General features: G+C 42.8%; 11 protein-coding genes, 14 tRNA genes, 3 rRNA genes and 1 pseudogene. 4 read left to right on the top strand and 25 right to left on the bottom strand.

Features of this window, described 5'->3' with window-relative positions; all coding sequences use genetic code 11:
- Positions 1–118: 118 nt before the first annotated feature.
- Complete coding sequence (gene istA, locus ACN6MY_RS06410) at positions 119–1,375, top strand: IS21 family transposase (protein ID WP_419884094.1); 1,257 nt, start codon at positions 119–121, stop codon at positions 1,373–1,375.
- Positions 1,372–2,133, top strand: a complete 762-nt coding sequence (gene istB, locus ACN6MY_RS06405) for an IS21-like element helper ATPase IstB (protein WP_419883220.1) — start codon at positions 1,372–1,374, stop codon at positions 2,131–2,133. Before istA ends, istB begins: the two co-directional genes overlap by 4 nt.
- A gap of 94 nt (positions 2,134–2,227) precedes the next feature.
- On the opposite strand, the gene ACN6MY_RS06400 is transcribed toward istB, so the two are convergent.
- The 3 genes from ACN6MY_RS06400 to ACN6MY_RS06390 all read right to left on the bottom strand — a co-directional run bounded on the left by ACN6MY_RS06400 (position 2,228) and on the right by ACN6MY_RS06390 (position 4,862).
- Positions 2,228–2,833 carry a hypothetical protein gene (locus ACN6MY_RS06400; protein WP_419883219.1) on the bottom strand — a complete coding sequence of 202 codons (606 nt, stop codon included), beginning with the start codon at positions 2,831–2,833 and terminating at the stop codon, positions 2,228–2,230.
- A gap of 385 nt (positions 2,834–3,218) precedes the next feature.
- Positions 3,219–3,896, bottom strand: coding sequence for a hypothetical protein (locus ACN6MY_RS06395; RefSeq protein WP_419883218.1), 678 nt, complete (start codon positions 3,894–3,896; stop codon positions 3,219–3,221).
- Between the two features lie 534 nt (positions 3,897–4,430).
- The gene (locus tag ACN6MY_RS06390; RefSeq protein WP_419883217.1) at positions 4,431–4,862 is read right to left on the bottom strand and encodes an ASCH domain-containing protein; all 432 of its coding nucleotides are present in this window, start codon (positions 4,860–4,862) and stop codon (positions 4,431–4,433) included.
- A 684-nt stretch (positions 4,863–5,546) separates the two neighbouring features.
- On the opposite strand from ACN6MY_RS06390, the gene ACN6MY_RS06385 reads away from it, so the two are divergent.
- On the top strand, positions 5,547–5,924 hold the full coding sequence (locus tag ACN6MY_RS06385; RefSeq protein ID WP_419883216.1) for a VOC family protein: 378 nt from the start codon (positions 5,547–5,549) through the stop codon (positions 5,922–5,924).
- Between the two features lie 99 nt (positions 5,925–6,023).
- Here the strand turns inward: ACN6MY_RS06385 and ACN6MY_RS06380 are convergent.
- From ACN6MY_RS06380 to ACN6MY_RS06285, 20 genes and pseudogenes are all read right to left on the bottom strand, one after another.
- Positions 6,024–6,155 (bottom strand): annotated as a pseudogene (locus ACN6MY_RS06380) (IS1595 family transposase); the annotation flags it as partial.
- Complete coding sequence (locus tag ACN6MY_RS06375; RefSeq protein ID WP_419883215.1) at positions 6,131–6,334, bottom strand: hypothetical protein; 204 nt, start codon at positions 6,332–6,334, stop codon at positions 6,131–6,133. The pseudogene ACN6MY_RS06380 and the gene ACN6MY_RS06375, both read right to left, overlap by 25 nt.
- A 117-nt stretch (positions 6,335–6,451) precedes the next feature.
- Positions 6,452–6,533 (bottom strand) — tRNA-Leu (locus tag ACN6MY_RS06370).
- A gap of 8 nt (positions 6,534–6,541) precedes the next feature.
- Positions 6,542–6,615: transfer RNA gene (locus ACN6MY_RS06365), tRNA-Cys, on the bottom strand.
- A gap of 8 nt (positions 6,616–6,623) precedes the next feature.
- A tRNA-Gly gene (locus tag ACN6MY_RS06360) sits at positions 6,624–6,698 on the bottom strand.
- Positions 6,699–6,702: 4 nt separating this feature from the next.
- A tRNA-Gln gene (locus ACN6MY_RS06355) sits at positions 6,703–6,777 on the bottom strand.
- A 40-nt stretch (positions 6,778–6,817) separates the two neighbouring features.
- Positions 6,818–6,893, bottom strand: a tRNA-His gene (locus ACN6MY_RS06350).
- Positions 6,894–6,907: 14 nt separating this feature from the next.
- Positions 6,908–6,981 (bottom strand) — tRNA-Trp (locus ACN6MY_RS06345).
- Positions 6,982–6,986: 5 nt separating this feature from the next.
- Positions 6,987–7,070, bottom strand: a tRNA-Tyr gene (locus ACN6MY_RS06340).
- 15 nt (positions 7,071–7,085) lie between these two features.
- Positions 7,086–7,161: transfer RNA gene (locus ACN6MY_RS06335), tRNA-Phe, on the bottom strand.
- Between the two features lie 33 nt (positions 7,162–7,194).
- Positions 7,195–7,270 (bottom strand) — tRNA-Asp (locus tag ACN6MY_RS06330).
- 3 nt (positions 7,271–7,273) lie between these two features.
- Positions 7,274–7,347, bottom strand: a tRNA-Met gene (locus tag ACN6MY_RS06325).
- A 27-nt stretch (positions 7,348–7,374) separates the two neighbouring features.
- Positions 7,375–7,450 (bottom strand) — tRNA-Val (locus tag ACN6MY_RS06320).
- Between the two features lie 10 nt (positions 7,451–7,460).
- A tRNA-Glu gene (locus tag ACN6MY_RS06315) sits at positions 7,461–7,535 on the bottom strand.
- An 8-nt stretch (positions 7,536–7,543) separates the two neighbouring features.
- A tRNA-Ser gene (locus ACN6MY_RS06310) sits at positions 7,544–7,635 on the bottom strand.
- A gap of 3 nt (positions 7,636–7,638) precedes the next feature.
- Positions 7,639–7,713 (bottom strand) — tRNA-Asn (locus ACN6MY_RS06305).
- A 9-nt stretch (positions 7,714–7,722) separates the two neighbouring features.
- Positions 7,723–7,839, bottom strand: a 5S ribosomal RNA gene (rrf, locus tag ACN6MY_RS06300).
- A 104-nt stretch (positions 7,840–7,943) separates the two neighbouring features.
- A 23S ribosomal RNA gene (locus tag ACN6MY_RS06295) occupies positions 7,944–10,875 on the bottom strand.
- 138 nt (positions 10,876–11,013) lie between these two features.
- A 16S ribosomal RNA gene (locus ACN6MY_RS06290) occupies positions 11,014–12,564 on the bottom strand.
- Together the 16S, 23S and 5S rRNA genes with 14 tRNA genes alongside form the textbook arrangement of a ribosomal RNA operon.
- Positions 12,565–13,058: 494 nt before the next feature.
- Positions 13,059–13,922: a nucleotidyltransferase-like protein gene (locus tag ACN6MY_RS06285; protein ID WP_419883214.1), complete on the bottom strand. Its 864-nt coding sequence runs from the start codon at positions 13,920–13,922 to the stop codon at positions 13,059–13,061.
- A gap of 217 nt (positions 13,923–14,139) precedes the next feature.
- On the opposite strand from ACN6MY_RS06285, the gene ACN6MY_RS06280 reads away from it, so the two are divergent.
- Positions 14,140–14,496, top strand: coding sequence for a YgzB family protein (locus ACN6MY_RS06280; protein ID WP_419883213.1), 357 nt, complete (start codon positions 14,140–14,142; stop codon positions 14,494–14,496).
- 121 nt (positions 14,497–14,617) lie between these two features.
- On the opposite strand, the gene perR is transcribed toward ACN6MY_RS06280, so the two are convergent.
- Both perR and ACN6MY_RS06270 read right to left on the bottom strand, forming a co-directional pair.
- The gene (gene perR, locus ACN6MY_RS06275) at positions 14,618–15,061 is read right to left on the bottom strand and encodes a peroxide-responsive transcriptional repressor PerR (protein ID WP_071352172.1); all 444 of its coding nucleotides are present in this window, start codon (positions 15,059–15,061) and stop codon (positions 14,618–14,620) included.
- Between the two features lie 216 nt (positions 15,062–15,277).
- A complete protein-coding gene (locus ACN6MY_RS06270; protein WP_419883212.1) occupies positions 15,278–16,228 on the bottom strand; it encodes a D-2-hydroxyacid dehydrogenase in 951 nt (316 codons plus the stop codon).
- Between the last annotated feature and the right edge of the window lie 110 nt (positions 16,229–16,338).

The raw sequence follows: 16,338 nt of genomic DNA, 5'->3' as shown, positions 1-16,338 counted from the left end.
ATGAAAGTGTGCCTATTGTCATCAACGGTGCTAAAATACCCGATATCAGCGGTTTAAAATTCCCCAATAATAACAGATAATTGTCTCATCACTTAAGAGGGTTGGAGTGTTTGAGACGATGCTGAAGACTGGGGAATTTTTTATGATAAGAGAATTACATCAAAAAGGATGGACAAAAACAGCTATAGCTGAAGAGACAGGGTTTGATCGTAAAACAGTAAGTAAATACATAAATCAAGATCAATTACCTCAATCATCTAAGCGTAAGGTTAGGGAGAGTAAATTAGAAACATTTAAGCCTTATCTTCTTCAAAGGATTCAAGAAGGAACGACAAATTGCATGGTTCTATTTGAGGAAATTCAAGCCATGGGATACGAGGGGAAAACAACTATCCTCCGAGAGTTTATAAAACCCTATCGGGTTCAACCGAAAAAACAAGCCACTGTACGATTTGAAACAGCACCAGGAAAACAAGCTCAGATGGATTGGGCGGATGTAGGTATGTATGAAGTAGATGGTAAGCTTCAAAAAGTTTATGCATTCATCATGGTTTTAAGTTATTCCAGAATGAAATATGTGGAGTTTACAACAGATATGAAATTAGAAACACTGATGAAATGCCACATGAATGCCTTTGCATACTTTAACGGTCTACCGGAACAGATTCTCTATGACAATATGAAAACAGTCGTCACGAAGCATAGTCCAGTAGAGATTCGATTTAATAGAACGTTTGAAGATTTTCTAGCCTATTATGGAATCATCCCAAAAGCATGTAAACCTCATCGTCCACAAACCAAGGGGAAAGTGGAAAGAACGGTTCTATATGTAAAGAATAATTTCTTCCAAAGAAAACATGAACCTACAATATACGCCTTAAATCATGATATCCGTATATGGCTTGATCAAACAGCGAATCAAAAGAAGAATCAAACAACTAATGAACCACCGGTTCAACGCCTACAACACGAACAAAGGTTTCTTCAGACTTGGGGAACAAAACCCCTCTTCCCGACTAGTCATTGGGAGATACGTGAAGTAAGCCGGGATTGTTTCATCTCTTATTTAGGCAAAAAGTATTCTGTCCCTTTCCGGTATGCGGGCCACAAAGTAAAGGTTAAAGTAACCTTGGATCATCAAATTGAAATCTATGATGAGAAGGAGTGCGTGGCTCAACACCCTATTTTAACGGGTAAAACGAGTGTTCATGTGAAGCTAGAGCATTATGAAGGATTACACAAAACAGGAAAAGAGCAGGAACATCAGAATCCCACTGGTTTGGCGGCCAAAGATTCTGGAAATGTCCCTACTCCTAATGTTGAAACACGTTCTCTAGCTTCTTATGCTGCTCTGGAAGAAGGTGATTCAATATGAAAAACCAACTCGAAGAGCAGCTAGAGAATCTTGGTTGGCAGGAAATAGCCAACCAATTAGATGATCTTTTAGAGAACGCTTCTAGAAATAATGTATCATATTTTGATTTTTTGCACACTCTTGTTTTGAGAGAAACTGAAGCTAGACAGGGGAATCTCTTGTCCAAGAGGATGAAGAGCGCCAAGCTTCCTTACATGAAGAACATCCATGATTTTGAGTATACGTTTCAGCCTAGTGTAAGTGAACAGCGTGTGAAGGAAACCTTGACTTGTAGGTACATCGCAAACGGGGAAAATAGGATTCTATTAGGTCCACCAGGTGTAGGAAAAACCCATTTAGCGATATCCTTTGCCGTAGAAGCTATTACACAAGGATACACTGCGTTATTTTTAACGGCTGATGAAGTGGTATCAGAATGCCGAAAGGCAGAATCAAAAGGAACTCTCCATCGCTTAGTTAACAAATGGAGCCGCCCCAATTTACTCCTCATCGATGAGGTAGGATATTTTCCATTTGATGAACTAACAGCCAATATCTTTTTTCAGGTGGTGTCCAAACGATATGAAAATGGGGCAATGATCTTAACATCTAATAAATCATTTATTGAATGGGGAAAAGTATTTGGGGATGATGTTTTAGCTACAGCGATTCTAGATCGACTCCTTCATCACTCTGTCACTTTTAATATCAAAGGAGAGTCCTATCGCCTCAAAGAAAAGAAAAAGGCTGGAATGTTCCCAGCCAAAGTAACTGAGTAACCGATATAAATGGGGACTTTTATTCCGATGACAATGGGGAAAAATAAACCGACGTTGACACCTATATCCCAAAAAATATATTAAAGCCATTTTACTAAATATTATTTAAAATTCTAACTCCATTTGGATCAACTATATTCGAAGAAAGGATACCTTCCAATACTGCTTCTTTAATAGTAACTGTATGACCAATTTCTGAAATAATATTTTCAACAGGTTTGCCAAATAAATTTGAAAGATCGTTTTCTAATCCTTTCATTCGAGTTTCCAGCTTTAATTCTTTTATTTTTATGTTATCCGCCAGATAGTCTACCGAGTCTGTGTTAATTTGAAGTTCTACCCTAAAATTATAGGGTGTTGCAATAAAGCTTCTTCGTTCACCTCTTTTTACTTCCCATGCCATTTTTTCTGCATTTTTGCATATATGGTTTTGTTCATTTTCTGATACTAAAAAACCAATATGGTCAAACATGATTTTCTTTCCATGACCAAAAGTTATATTTATACTCCCTTTTCTTGCTTCTACAATACGAAATATTATTTTTTTCTCTCGAAAGTCATCCCATGCCAAAGGAGGATTAAATGGTTGAAAATCCCCCTCGTACTTTCCTATACGCTGTGATATACGAAACCCCTTATTAACATAAAATTTTTCTGTTTCTTCCACATAGGGAGTCCAAAAATGATAATGAAAAAGCATATAAGCCACCTCTTTACAAAAACTATTTATTAAAATAAGAGCGTATTTCAATATTTTGTGTAAATGAATAAAGCTAAAAGGAATACCTTTTCATGGGAGAAAAGTCACCACAACAAATCTAAGAAAGAGATATTCCCTATGAAGCTGTTTACAAGAGAAGTCTAGTAAACCACCGTTTTTCGTACACACTGAGTAACTGTGATCAATACACAGCTCGTGAAGAAATTAACAGCTTTTTTAGATCACGAAATACGATCGAGTTGGCATCCATTCAGGCAATTCATGTAAAGGCTCATATTTACGGACATTACACTGATACGGTGAATTAAACATCTAGATTCCATAATTATTTAATTTACTTCCTGAGCAATTACTCCCCAATTAACTATTCAACAGGTGTAAATTTGGCAGATGTGGTTAACTCAATTTCATCACCTTCATATGCATCCCACATATACTCACTCTCGCCAAAGTCTCCATTTCCTAAAATAATATTTACATCTGCTCCTTGGTTTACAAAGAAGTTACCTTCTCCTCCATTAGCTGATACTTTATATCTTCCTTCTGGCAAATCCCTACCTACTTCAAATTTTCCTGCACTTAGAAACTTTGGTTTGCCTTTTGCTGCTTTTACTTGACTAGTAGCAGTTGCTAATTCATTATGCTTAGCATCAATTTGTTTATTCAACTTTGTTACTTCAGATTTCCTGCCTGAAATCTGACTGTTTATATCTTTGAGTTTCTGTTCAGCTTGTGCCTTTTTAGCAATGCTTGTTAACGCTGCATCATATTCATCTTGTTTATCTTGGATCTGTGATTCAACATCAGCTAATTTTATCCCAGCTGCATCAATTTTTTCATCAATATTTTTAAGCTTAGATTCCTTACTCTTAAACTTTGAAACCACTTGATCGTAGCTGGTCTTTTTACCATCAATTTTTGTTTTAGCCGAACTGTAGCCTACTGAGTAGAAAATAATTGCTAAAATGATTGCTGTTATTGGTAGAATGATTTTCTTGTTTTTATAAAAAGGCTGTCTTAAGGTATTTCTTTCTAATTCCATATGAATCCCCCTTATATAAATTGCTGTGCTTTAGATTTAGTTAGTGATTTTAAATGTAAATTACTATTCTGAATTATTTTCAAAAATTAATACTATATCATAATCCAATTTCCAATTTTTTCTTATAATTATACAACAAGGAAGTGGAATTAGAATGTAGAAAATTGTTTTCTTCAAAATATCTTACAAATAACCCACTAATCAACCAAGGATATCCTGCCGATCAAATTTTTAAAGTTTCATTCCTACAAGATATTTTTTGACTCTTAGTACCACTATGCAGCCCTGAGTTCACTAAATATCTGACTTCGCCTTCTTTCTCAAGAAATTAATAAGAATCCTTTTGTGACCATGTTTCTCACAGGTTACGCCCATCTATTATGTCTATGACTTTTGTTAGTATTTTGTTGTTTCCAAACAAATAAAAAAGCACCTCACATAAAGTGAGAAGCTTTGATATAACAGCAATCTTATCTGTTCATAGATACACACCAGCATAGAATTTCCAGATTCAGTGCCACTATGGTTTGATACTTATATCTTTCCGCTAAACTCCCACAGCCCAAGCTGCCCTTTTGCAGGAATATATTCATCGAGCATCCGCATGTCCTCAATTTCCCAGGCATAGCCGCCAACTCTGTAATCCCCTAAAAACAAGTCGTTCCCTGAAATAACCCGACTATCTTCTAAGACCGCCCAGTTTCCATTGTTTTCTTCTATTTTCAAACAGTTTTTCAGCTTGCAGACTCCAATTATCATTCCGGTCGGCAGGTTATCTTCTGTATACCCATGCTTAGCCAGCAGCTCGGCAACTCCATCCAGTCTACAGGCGGGCTTATCTACTTTTTTGCTCGTATGAATAGCAAGAGGACCCCGATAATGCGTTCTCCAAGTCCTTGTTTCATATTTGGCTTCCCTAAGGACAAATAAGCTTGCCCAAGGCTGGATCATCGACAGTACTTTCATTATTAATCCCCCCTGCTCCTGACATCATTAAGTTAATTGGTTATATAGTTCCCTTGAATAAGGATAATATAGACAGTATCTAGATTTAATGTTCTCTCTTGCCATAAAAAAAGACAGCTAACCAAAATGTACGCTGTCCTCGGGTTTCTAACTATATTTTGCTGCAACACAAAGTGCATGTGGACATAATAGATGCTAGTGCATTATTTTGGCAGATCCACAGTAAACGGTACTAACTTTTCACTGTCGATAATGCTAGAAAAATCGAATTGTAGAACAGTTTTCTCCTGCTTAAAATCATCTATTTTTTCCTTTGTTTTGTCTATTAACTTGTGCTGGTAATACTAAAGACACCTTGCAACATCGAATTTTTTTTCGATTCTATAAGGGTAGGGAAAATTCCATATTTAGTTTTATGTGATTATCGATTTAAAATGTTTGGAGGCAGGGTATTGCGAGTACTTTGTCTTTTTTTTTCATTCAACTTAATTTCGTACCCTTTTCTTATTTAAAGGCTGTGTTCTGAAAGATTGTGCCTATAGTATTAAATTAGTTGAGGACTTTTTTGGTCCTCTTTTTTGGATATTTTTACCTAGACAGTACAATAAAATTATTGGTATATTTACCATTATATATTTTATATTCAAAAAATTTAGATAGAATAAAATTAAGGAGTTGTTTTCAATGATTGCAAATTCTATTCAGAAGGTCGGACAAATAGGAATACCCGTAAAAAATTTAGAAAAAGCAGTTGGTTTTTACAAAGATTTATTAAAACTTCCTTTTCTATTCAGCACAGACTCTATGGCATTCTTTGATTGTAATGGTACTCGCCTTCTTCTTAGCCTTCCTGAAAAAGAAGATTTTACTCAATCAGGTTCTGTCATATATTTTCAAGTTGAGAATATTAAAGAAGCTCACGAAGAATTAATTGAAAAAGGCGTTTATTTTATTGACGAACCACATATAGTTGCAAAAATGGAACAAACTGAAACATGGATGACCTTTTTTAAAGACACAGAAGGAAATACTCATTCTTTAATCAGTGAAGTCCATATATAAATATTAGGAATCATAAATACCGCCTAATAGCGGTATTTTTTTATATTGATAAAGTAGACTTTATCTCTGTATGAAGAGTTGGTATTCATTGAACTGAAATTAACCCACATCTCTAATGTTTTGAACGGTTGTAAAAGTCGGTCTCTGACAAGAAAGCAGTAACATTTCTTTCGTTCTGCATAGTGAAGGAATTTTTTTGTTCAGTTCTAGGAACCGGTACCAAAACAAATAATAGTTTTGTTCACATCAAGATTCATGAAGTATGACCAGAACTGACGGAAGATGCCCGCATGAGATTTATCCTTTAATGTAATTTCCATTCCATTTACAGTGAATTCATATTTATGCTTTACTTCCATCATCATTCCTCCTATGTATTGGTATGTCAGCCAAGTTCTTCGTTTACTCACCGCACATGACCTCCGCACATTATTAGTGTCAAATCTGTAGTGTGAGAAAAATGAAAAAAGGTCTTACACAATTAAGTGTAAGACCTTGATACAACAGCACTCTTGGCTGTTTCATGATACCGGTGGCCGGGGTCGAACCGGCACTCCAGAAGGAACACGATTTTGAGTCGTGCGCGTCTGCCAATTCCGCCACACCGGCATGTAATTTGGAGGCGGCAACCGGATTCGAACCGGTGGTAAAGGTTTTGCAGACCTCTGCCTTTCCTCTTGGCTATGCCGCCTTAAATATTGGAGCGGAAGACGGGATTCGAACCCGCGACCCCAACCTTGGCAAGGTTGTATTCTACCACTGAACTACTTCCGCATGATGGCTGGGCTAGCTGGATTCGAACCAACGCATGACGGAGTCAAAGTCCGTTGCCTTACCGCTTGGCTATAGCCCAATATCATTATATTCAACTGAGTAACAATTTATGTTATAAATGGGGCGACTGATGGGAATCGAACCCACGAATGTCGGAACCACAATCCGATGCGTTAACCACTTCGCCACAATCGCCATTATTTTAAAATTGGCAGGGGCAGTAGGAATCGAACCCACACCGGAGGTTTTGGAGACCTCTGTTCTACCTTTAAACTATGCCCCTATAGATGGTGGAGGGGGGCAGATTCGAACTGCCGAACCCAAAGGAGCGGATTTACAGTCCGCCGCGTTTAGCCACTTCGCTACCCCTCCACATAATTAAGTGAATGGTGGCTCGGGACGGAATCGAACCGCCGACACAAGGATTTTCAGTCCTTTGCTCTACCGACTGAGCTACCGAGCCATTATTAATTACAGCTATATTGAATTTTTAAAATGGCGGTCCCGACGGGAATCGAACCCGCGATCTCCTGCGTGACAGGCAGGCATGTTAACCGCTACACCACGGGACCAGATTGCGGGGACAGGATTTGAACCTGCGACCTTCGGGTTATGAGCCCGACGAGCTACCAGACTGCTCCACCCCGCGATAATATAAATGTTTCATCAAAAATTATGGTGGAGGATGACGGGATCGAACCGCCGACCCTCTGCTTGTAAGGCAGATGCTCTCCCAGCTGAGCTAATCCTCCAGTATGTAAATGGTGACCCGTACGGGATTCGAACCCGTGTTACCGCCGTGAAAGGGCGGTGTCTTAACCGCTTGACCAACGGGCCAGGTATAATGGCGGAGAGCAAGGGATTTGAACCCTTGAGACAGGGGTACCCGTCTACACGATTTCCAATCGTGCTCCTTCGGCCACTCGGACAGCTCTCCATATGGCTCCGCAGGTAGGACTCGAACCTACGACCGTTCGGTTAACAGCCGAATGCTCTACCACTGAGCTACTGCGGAATAATACCAGCTTGGCGACGTCCTACTCTCACAGGGGGAGAACCCCCAACTACCATCGGCGCTGAAGAGCTTAACTGCCGTGTTCGGAATGGGAACGGGTGTGACCTCTTCGCTATCGTCACCAAACATTTTCCATAAGACATATATTATTATATACCTTATTTAATTATTTTGCAAGAACTTTTTTGTTCTTTCAAAACTAGATAATAGTGAAGGTTTTACGCGTCATTTTGGTTAAGTCCTCGATCGATTAGTATCTGTCAGCTGCACGTGTCACCACGCTTCCACCTCAGACCTATCAACCTGATCATCTTTCAGGGATCTTACTAGCTTGCGCTATGGGAAATCTCATCTTGAGGGGGGCTTCATGCTTAGATGCTTTCAGCACTTATCCCGTCCGCACGTAGCTACCCAGCTATGCCTTTGGCAAGACAACTGGTACACCAGCGGTGCGTCCATCCCGGTCCTCTCGTACTAAGGACAGCTCCTCTCAAATTTCCTGCGCCCACGACGGATAGGGACCGAACTGTCTCACGACGTTCTGAACCCAGCTCGCGTACCGCTTTAATGGGCGAACAGCCCAACCCTTGGGACCGACTACAGCCCCAGGATGCGATGAGCCGACATCGAGGTGCCAAACCTCCCCGTCGATGTGGACTCTTGGGGGAGATAAGCCTGTTATCCCCGGGGTAGCTTTTATCCGTTGAGCGATGGCCCTTCCATGCGGAACCACCGGATCACTAAGCCCGACTTTCGTCCCTGCTCGACTTGTAGGTCTCGCAGTCAAGCTCCCTTGTGCCTTTACACTCTGCGAATGATTTCCAACCATTCTGAGGGAACCTTTGGGCGCCTCCGTTACTCTTTAGGAGGCGACCGCCCCAGTCAAACTGCCCACCTGACACTGTCTCCCGCCCCGATCAGGGGCGCGGGTTAGAATTTCAATACAGCCAGGGTAGTATCCCACCGACGCCTCCACCGAAGCTGGCGCTCCGGCTTCTCAGGCTCCTACCTATCCTGTACAAGCTGTACCAAAATTCAATATCAGGCTGCAGTAAAGCTCCACGGGGTCTTTCCGTCCTGTCGCGGGTAACCTGCATCTTCACAGGTACTATAATTTCACCGAGTCTCTCGTTGAGACAGTGCCCAGATCGTTACACCTTTCGTGCGGGTCGGAACTTACCCGACAAGGAATTTCGCTACCTTAGGACCGTTATAGTTACGGCCGCCGTTTACTGGGGCTTCGGTTCAAAGCTTCGCTTGCGCTAACCTCTCCCCTTAACCTTCCAGCACCGGGCAGGTGTCAGCCCCTATACTTCGCCTTGCGGCTTCGCAGAGACCTGTGTTTTTGCTAAACAGTCGCCTGGGCCTATTCACTGCGGCTTTTCCGGGCTATTCACCCTAAAAAGCACCCCTTCTCCCGAAGTTACGGGGTCATTTTGCCGAGTTCCTTAACGAGAGTTCTCTCGAACACCTTAGGATTCTCTCCTCGCCTACCTGTGTCGGTTTGCGGTACAGGCACCTTTCATCTCACTAGAGGCTTTTCTTGGCAGTGTGGAATCAGGAACTTCGGTACTATATTTCCCTCGCCATCACAGCTCCGCCTTCATGGAAACGGGATTTGCCTCGTTTCCGGCCTAACTGCTTGGACGCGCATATCCAACAGCGCGCTTACCCTATCCTCCTGCGTCCCCCCATCGTTCAAACGATGAATAGGTGGTACAGGAATATCAACCTGTTGTCCATCGCCTACGCCTTTCGGCCTCAGCTTAGGTCCTGACTAACCCTGAGCGGACGAGCCTTCCTCAGGAAACCTTAGGCATTCGGTGGAAGGGATTCTCACCCTTCTTTCGCTACTCATACCGGCATTCTCACTTCTAAGCGCTCCACCAGTCCTTCCGGTCTAGCTTCAACGCCCTTAGAACGCTCTCCTACCACTGACACCAGAGGTGTCAATCCACAGCTTCGGTGATACGTTTAGCCCCGGTACATTTTCGGCGCGGAGTCACTCGACCAGTGAGCTATTACGCACTCTTTAAATGGTGGCTGCTTCTAAGCCAACATCCTGGTTGTCTAAGCAACTCCACATCCTTTTCCACTTAACGTATACTTTGGGACCTTAGCTGGTGGTCTGGGCTGTTTCCCTTTTGACTACGGATCTTATCACTCGCAGTCTGACTCCCATAAATAAGTCTTTGGCATTCGGAGTTTGACTGAATTCGGTAACCCGATGAGGGCCCCTAGTCCAATCAGTGCTCTACCTCCAAGACTCTCATTATGAGGCTAGCCCTAAAGCTATTTCGGAGAGAACCAGCTATCTCCAGGTTCGATTGGAATTTCTCCGCTACCCACACCTCATCCCCGCACTTTTCAACGTGCGTGGGTTCGGGCCTCCATTCAGTGTTACCTGAACTTCACCCTGGACATGGGTAGATCACCTGGTTTCGGGTCTACGACCTCATACTCATTCGCCCTATTCAGACTCGCTTTCGCTGCGGCTCCGTCTTCTCAACTTAACCTTGCATGAAATCGTAACTCGCCGGTTCATTCTACAAAAGGCACGCCATTACCCATTAACGGGCTCTGACTACTTGTAGGCACACGGTTTCAGGATCTATTTCACTCCCCTTCCGGGGTGCTTTTCACCTTTCCCTCACGGTACTGGTTCACTATCGGTCACTAGGGAGTATTTAGCCTTGGGAGATGGTCCTCCCTGCTTCCGACGGGATTTCTCGTGTCCCGCCGTACTCAGGATCCACTCAGGAGGGAACGAAGTTTCAACTACAGGGTTATTACCTTCTCTGACGGGCTTTTCCAAGCCTCTTCATTTACCCCGTTCCTTTGTAACTCCATGTTGAGTGTCCTACAACCCCAAGAGGCAAGCCTCTTGGTTTGGGCTAATTCCGTTTCGCTCGCCGCTACTCAGGAAATCGCATTTGCTTTCTCTTCCTCCGGGTACTTAGATGTTTCAGTTCCCCGGGTCTGCCTTCAGTACCCTATGTATTCAGGTAAAGATACTGTTCCATTACGAACAGTGGGTTTCCCCATTCGGAAATCTCCGGATCAAAGCTTACTTACAGCTCCCCGAAGCATATCGGTGTTAGTCCCGTCCTTCATCGGCTCCTAGTGCCAAGGCATCCACCGTGCGCCCTTTCTAACTTAACCATAAACATGGTATGTTTTTGAAAAGATTGACGCAAAAATTTGCCTTCTATCTATTATCTAGTTTTCAAAGAACAAAGTTCTGAAAGAATTGCTTCTTTCAAAACTGAACAAAACGTAAGCGAACGTTATTTTCCTTAGAAAGGAGGTGATCCAGCCGCACCTTCCGATACGGCTACCTTGTTACGACTTCACCCCAATCATCTGTCCCACCTTAGGCGGCTGGCTCCATAAAGGTTACCCCACCGACTTCGGGTGTTACAAACTCTCGTGGTGTGACGGGCGGTGTGTACAAGGCCCGGGAACGTATTCACCGCGGCATGCTGATCCGCGATTACTAGCGATTCCGGCTTCATGCAGGCGAGTTGCAGCCTGCAATCCGAACTGAGAATGGCTTTATGGGATTTGCTCGGCCTCGCGGCTTTGCTGCCCTTTGTACCATCCATTGTAGCACGTGTGTAGCCCAGGTCATAAGGGGCATGATGATTTGACGTCATCCCCACCTTCCTCCGGTTTGTCACCGGCAGTCACCTTAGAGTGCCCAACTGAATGCTGGCAACTAAGATCAAGGGTTGCGCTCGTTGCGGGACTTAACCCAACATCTCACGACACGAGCTGACGACAACCATGCACCACCTGTCACTCTGTCCCCCGAAGGGGAACGCCCTATCTCTAGGGTTGTCAGAGGATGTCAAGACCTGGTAAGGTTCTTCGCGTTGCTTCGAATTAAACCACATGCTCCACCGCTTGTGCGGGCCCCCGTCAATTCCTTTGAGTTTCAGCCTTGCGGCCGTACTCCCCAGGCGGAGTGCTTAATGCGTTAGCTGCAGCACTAAAGGGCGGAAACCCTCTAACACTTAGCACTCATCGTTTACGGCGTGGACTACCAGGGTATCTAATCCTGTTTGCTCCCCACGCTTTCGCGCCTCAGTGTCAGTTACAGACCAGAAAGTCGCCTTCGCCACTGGTGTTCCTCCAAATCTCTACGCATTTCACCGCTACACTTGGAATTCCACTTTCCTCTTCTGCACTCAAGTCCCCCAGTTTCCAATGACCCTCCACGGTTGAGCCGTGGGCTTTCACATCAGACTTAAGGAACCACCTGCGCGCGCTTTACGCCCAATAATTCCGGACAACGCTTGCCACCTACGTATTACCGCGGCTGCTGGCACGTAGTTAGCCGTGGCTTTCTGGTTAGGTACCGTCAAGGTGCCAGCAGTTACTCTGGCACTTGTTCTTCCCTAACAACAGAGCTTTACGACCCGAAGGCCTTCTTCGCTCACGCGGCGTTGCTCCGTCAGACTTTCGTCCATTGCGGAAGATTCCCTACTGCTGCCTCCCGTAGGAGTCTGGGCCGTGTCTCAGTCCCAGTGTGGCCGATCACCCTCTCAGGTCGGCTACGCATCGTGGCCTTGGTGAGCCATTACCTCACCAACTAGCTAATGCGCCGCGGGCCCATCTGTAAGTGACAGCCGAAACCGTCTTTCCATCTTTCCTCATGCGAGGAAAGAACGTATCCGGTATTAGCTCCGGTTTCCCGAAGTTATCCCAGTCTTACAGGCAGGTTGCCCACGTGTTACTCACCCGTCCGCCGCTAACTTCAGGGAGCAAGCTCCCATCCATTCGCTCGACTTGCATGTATTAGGCACGCCGCCAGCGTTCGTCCTGAGCCAGGATCAAACTCTCCGAAGAAATGTTTGACTTGCTCATTTGCTTTTAGAGTGTGTGCTCACTATTTTAAAACGTTGGCGCTTAGTTTTGTTCAGTTTTCAAAGAGCAATTTCTCTATCGTTTCTCTCGGAAGCGACTTGATTATCTTACCATACAAGCAAGTTAACTGTCAACAACTTTTTGAAAAACTTTTTTAGTAAAACATTTTTTGACGCTTCAGAACTTGATGTCCCCTAGCGACGTATATAAATATAACATCGAAATAATGAATGGTCAATACTAAAAATGATTTTTTACGATAATTATTTTATGATGTGCAGGACCTGTTTATTAAACACCTGAAAGTACTTTAGCCAAGCTATTATTCTTTTACAAAATACCCTTATTCAATCACATAAGCGCTCTTTGTTTTACGGATCTTAGCTTTACAAGCAAAAGAAACGGAAGTTAAGCAGCACCTATACATGCATAAATATCTCTGCTGCACAGGGAGGCTGCCGCTCTTCTTCCTGATCTTATAAATGATAAAGCCTGTGATACACTTCCTGGCCCTTTGTTTCTACATTCGCAATTTCAATAATGTTTTTCTCGATAAGGTATTCCAGAAGTACGCTGAGATCCACTGCATAATGGGCCAGCTCCTGATGAGTGATCAGCTGGGCAATTGTCCATGGCTCTTCTTTTGTTTCCATTACCTCTATTAAATGCTGGGCGCCAATATTTGTTCTTGAGTAAATAAGAAATTCACTTGCCAAAAATAACAGCTCAAGCCTTTTCTCTAGAGTTTCCTCGCTATTAACGAGTTCTTCATATAATTTGAAAATTTCAGGCTCGATATGCTTTACCTGATTCCACACCGTCACCTCAGGGTGAAAGCCCTGGTCGATGACTTCGAGGCGCGCCAGGTGGTGCAAAGAATGGACAACATGGTTATAGGCATCGAGATACTGCCCATTTTCAAAAAACACTTTTCCGTCCATGTACCTTCTTATTAGCTTGGCAAACTCCATGCCCATTTTAATTTTCCTTCCGTAGAAAGGAAATTCGCTGATTTCTCTTTTCAGGCTGGAAAGGTATTCGTTTCTGTCAAATAATATCTTTCCATTTTGAATCCAGTCCACGACTTTACGGTTTGTTCCAAGCAGCAGCCAATCCTGCAGCTGGCTTTCAGACACCACATGCAGTGCCGCCTTTTTATCCCTGTATGTATAATGCTTCAGAAAAACGGCATCTTCCGCTTCGTTCACAATAACAAAAAGGATGTAGTCAAAGGTATCTGTGATCGATATGTCATTCTCTCTTTTTTCTATTAATAGAATGCCAAGTGTTGAAGAGTGGCTGGCTCTTTCCTGGTAGATTGGACGAAGGATGTCCTCCATTTTTAAATTCCTCCAAAAACGTTGCAGATTACTGTACAAAACTCAGTTTATTTAAAATAGAGCAAAATGTACAGGGTGTATTCTTCACTATATACGGGTTCGACTTTTTTTGTGGAAATCCTGCTTTTCTGTGGAAATTCACGCATTTTCCCCTTGTTATAATTTTCATATTAGTCCCAATTTTGTGGTATAGTTAAAATAATCAGGAGGGACAACTATGCAAAAATACTCTAGCAAAATAAACAAAATACGGACATTTGCTTTAAGCTTAATCTTTATCGGCTTCATTGTTATGTATGGCGGGATATTCTTCAGGTCGCATCCTATCATCATGACAATTTTCATGATTCTTGGCGTCTTGTGCATTATGGCTAGCACTGCTGTGTATTTTTGGATTGGCATGCTTTCCACCAAAACGGTTCAGGTTATTTGCCCAAATTGCAGCAAGCCCACAAAAATTTTAGGGCGGGTGGATATGTGCATGCATTGCAATGAACCTCTGACACTGGATAAAAATCTTGAGGGCGAAGAATTTGATGAAAAGTACAATAGAAGGCAAGCAAAGAATCATTGACGCGCACTGCCTTATAAATCACTGACAAGGATAGATAAAAAAACTGAAGCACCTGCCTCTGCCAGTCTGCTTGTGCCATATTGGCACAAAAAAAGTTCCTGCCTGTTTAGGCGGAACTTTTTTAATGCGTCTCTTTGCCAGTACAATCCGGGCATTCTCCGTATATTTCCATACGGTGGTTGCTGATCTGGAATCCCGTAACATGTGAGGCGAATTGTTCAACTTCGTTCAATCCCGGGTAGTGAAAATCCACAATCTTGCCGCAATGCTGGCAAACTACATGATAATGATTAGTGGTCACAAAGTCGAATCTGCTTGAAGAATCGCCAAACGTCAGCTCTTTCACTAATCCCACTTCACGAAATACTCTCAGGTTATTATAAACTGTCGCCACGCTCATATTCGGGAATTTGCCCTCCAGCGCTTTATAAATATCATCCGCTGTCGGGTGGGACATCGAGTTTATTAAATATTCAAGTATCGCATGACGCTGAGGAGTGATTCTCACTCCGGTATCCTTCAATGAATCTAATGCTTCCTTCAAATGATTTTCAGACACCGCCATGCACCTCTTTTCTAACAGTATATATTCTTATATTATAATATTTATAATTAGTGTACCTGCATTCCTGCGTTTTTGTCAATGATTCTGCAAGGGCTATATGCTTAATTATATGAAAAAATATAAGCCTTTAGACTGCCATGAGGTATCTCCCTCACATAAAAATAGGGATACCCTTAGTATATTCCACTCCGGCCGAAACTTACATGAGCATGCTTATCAATAACCCTTTTTGGAGTCAATTAAATTGATATACTTTTTTCCCTCTCCCATATATTCCTGGAGGTTTTTTTCGAAAATGTCAAAGGATCTTGGCAGGTATCTGTCTGATTTGCTTGATAGATGGGGAGTTACTGTCACATTGTCCATTCTCCAGAAATCATGATCCTTTGGAAGAGGTTCGGTGTTAAAAACATCAAGAATGCTATGGGCGATTTCTTTATTTTTCATAGCCACTAAAAGAACGCTGTCTTCTACAAGGTCTCCGCGGCCTATGTTGATAAAAACGGCCGTTTTCTTCATCTTTCTGAAGTGCTCTTTCCCAAGCATCCCCTTTGTTTCGGGAGTGCTAGGCAAAATAGCCGTTATATAATCAGCACGCGCGATCACATTTAATAAGTCACTGTTTTTATAGAGCTCATCAATATAAGCAGCCTGTTTGCCTCCCCTGTTGATTCCCAAGGTCTTCATATTAAATGCTTTAGCCAGTCTGGCAATTTCCCCGCCTATCGCTCCTGTACCCATGATGAGTATCGTTTTGCCGCTAAGCTCGCCTGTTATAATTCTGCGTTCCCATAATGCTTTTTCTTCCTGTTCCAGCAATAGCTTATTCTTTTTTTCATATTGAAGCAGCATCCCTATTGTATACTCTGCCATCGGAATGCTATGTATACCCCTTGCGTTTGTCACCATGATGTTTTTCTGGTTAATTTCCTGCAAGGGCATTTTCTCAAGTCCTGCAGACATGACCATTATCCATTTCAGCTGTTTGGCCGCTTCTATATGTTTTTCTGTTAAATCCTCACCATAGGTTATGAGGATTTCCGCGCGCTTTAAGTGATCATCGTTCACAAGCAATTTTGTTTCATAGACAAATTCCAGAGCTGGAAACTTTTGTTCCATCTCCATTATGATGGTCTCGTCCGGAGTAATAGTTGAGAGTACAAGCATATGCAAATCCTCCAAAGGTTTTTCAATTATTTTATCATGTTAAAATCTTCCCGGCAGATATCCGGCACAAGAATTCTCTGCTTTTTCATTCATAGGCAGCGTCCCGCACC

This window comes from Peribacillus sp. B-H-3 (assembly GCF_048572925.1).
Taxonomy (GTDB): Bacteria; Bacillota; Bacilli; order Bacillales; family DSM-1321; genus Peribacillus.
This window is presented reverse-complemented; position numbering and strand designations above follow the sequence as displayed.

Excerpts from the sequence above, each read along its gene's own strand:
- istA (WP_419884094.1), top strand. The coding sequence starts at position 119 with ATGCTGAAGACTGGGGAATTTTTTATGATAAGAGAATTACATCAAAAA.
- istB (WP_419883220.1), top strand. The coding sequence starts at position 1,372 with ATGAAAAACCAACTCGAAGAGCAGCTAGAGAATCTTGGTTGGCAGGAA.
- ACN6MY_RS06400 (WP_419883219.1), bottom strand. The coding sequence starts at position 2,833 with ATGCTTTTTCATTATCATTTTTGGACTCCCTATGTGGAAGAAACAGAA.
- ACN6MY_RS06395 (WP_419883218.1), bottom strand. The coding sequence starts at position 3,896 with ATGGAATTAGAAAGAAATACCTTAAGACAGCCTTTTTATAAAAACAAG.
- ACN6MY_RS06390 (WP_419883217.1), bottom strand. The coding sequence starts at position 4,862 with ATGAAAGTACTGTCGATGATCCAGCCTTGGGCAAGCTTATTTGTCCTT.
- ACN6MY_RS06385 (WP_419883216.1), top strand. The coding sequence starts at position 5,547 with ATGATTGCAAATTCTATTCAGAAGGTCGGACAAATAGGAATACCCGTA.
- ACN6MY_RS06285 (WP_419883214.1), bottom strand. The coding sequence starts at position 13,922 with ATGGAGGACATCCTTCGTCCAATCTACCAGGAAAGAGCCAGCCACTCT.
- ACN6MY_RS06280 (WP_419883213.1), top strand. The coding sequence starts at position 14,140 with ATGCAAAAATACTCTAGCAAAATAAACAAAATACGGACATTTGCTTTA.
- perR (WP_071352172.1), bottom strand. The coding sequence starts at position 15,061 with ATGGCGGTGTCTGAAAATCATTTGAAGGAAGCATTAGATTCATTGAAG.
- ACN6MY_RS06270 (WP_419883212.1), bottom strand. The coding sequence starts at position 16,228 with ATGCTTGTACTCTCAACTATTACTCCGGACGAGACCATCATAATGGAG.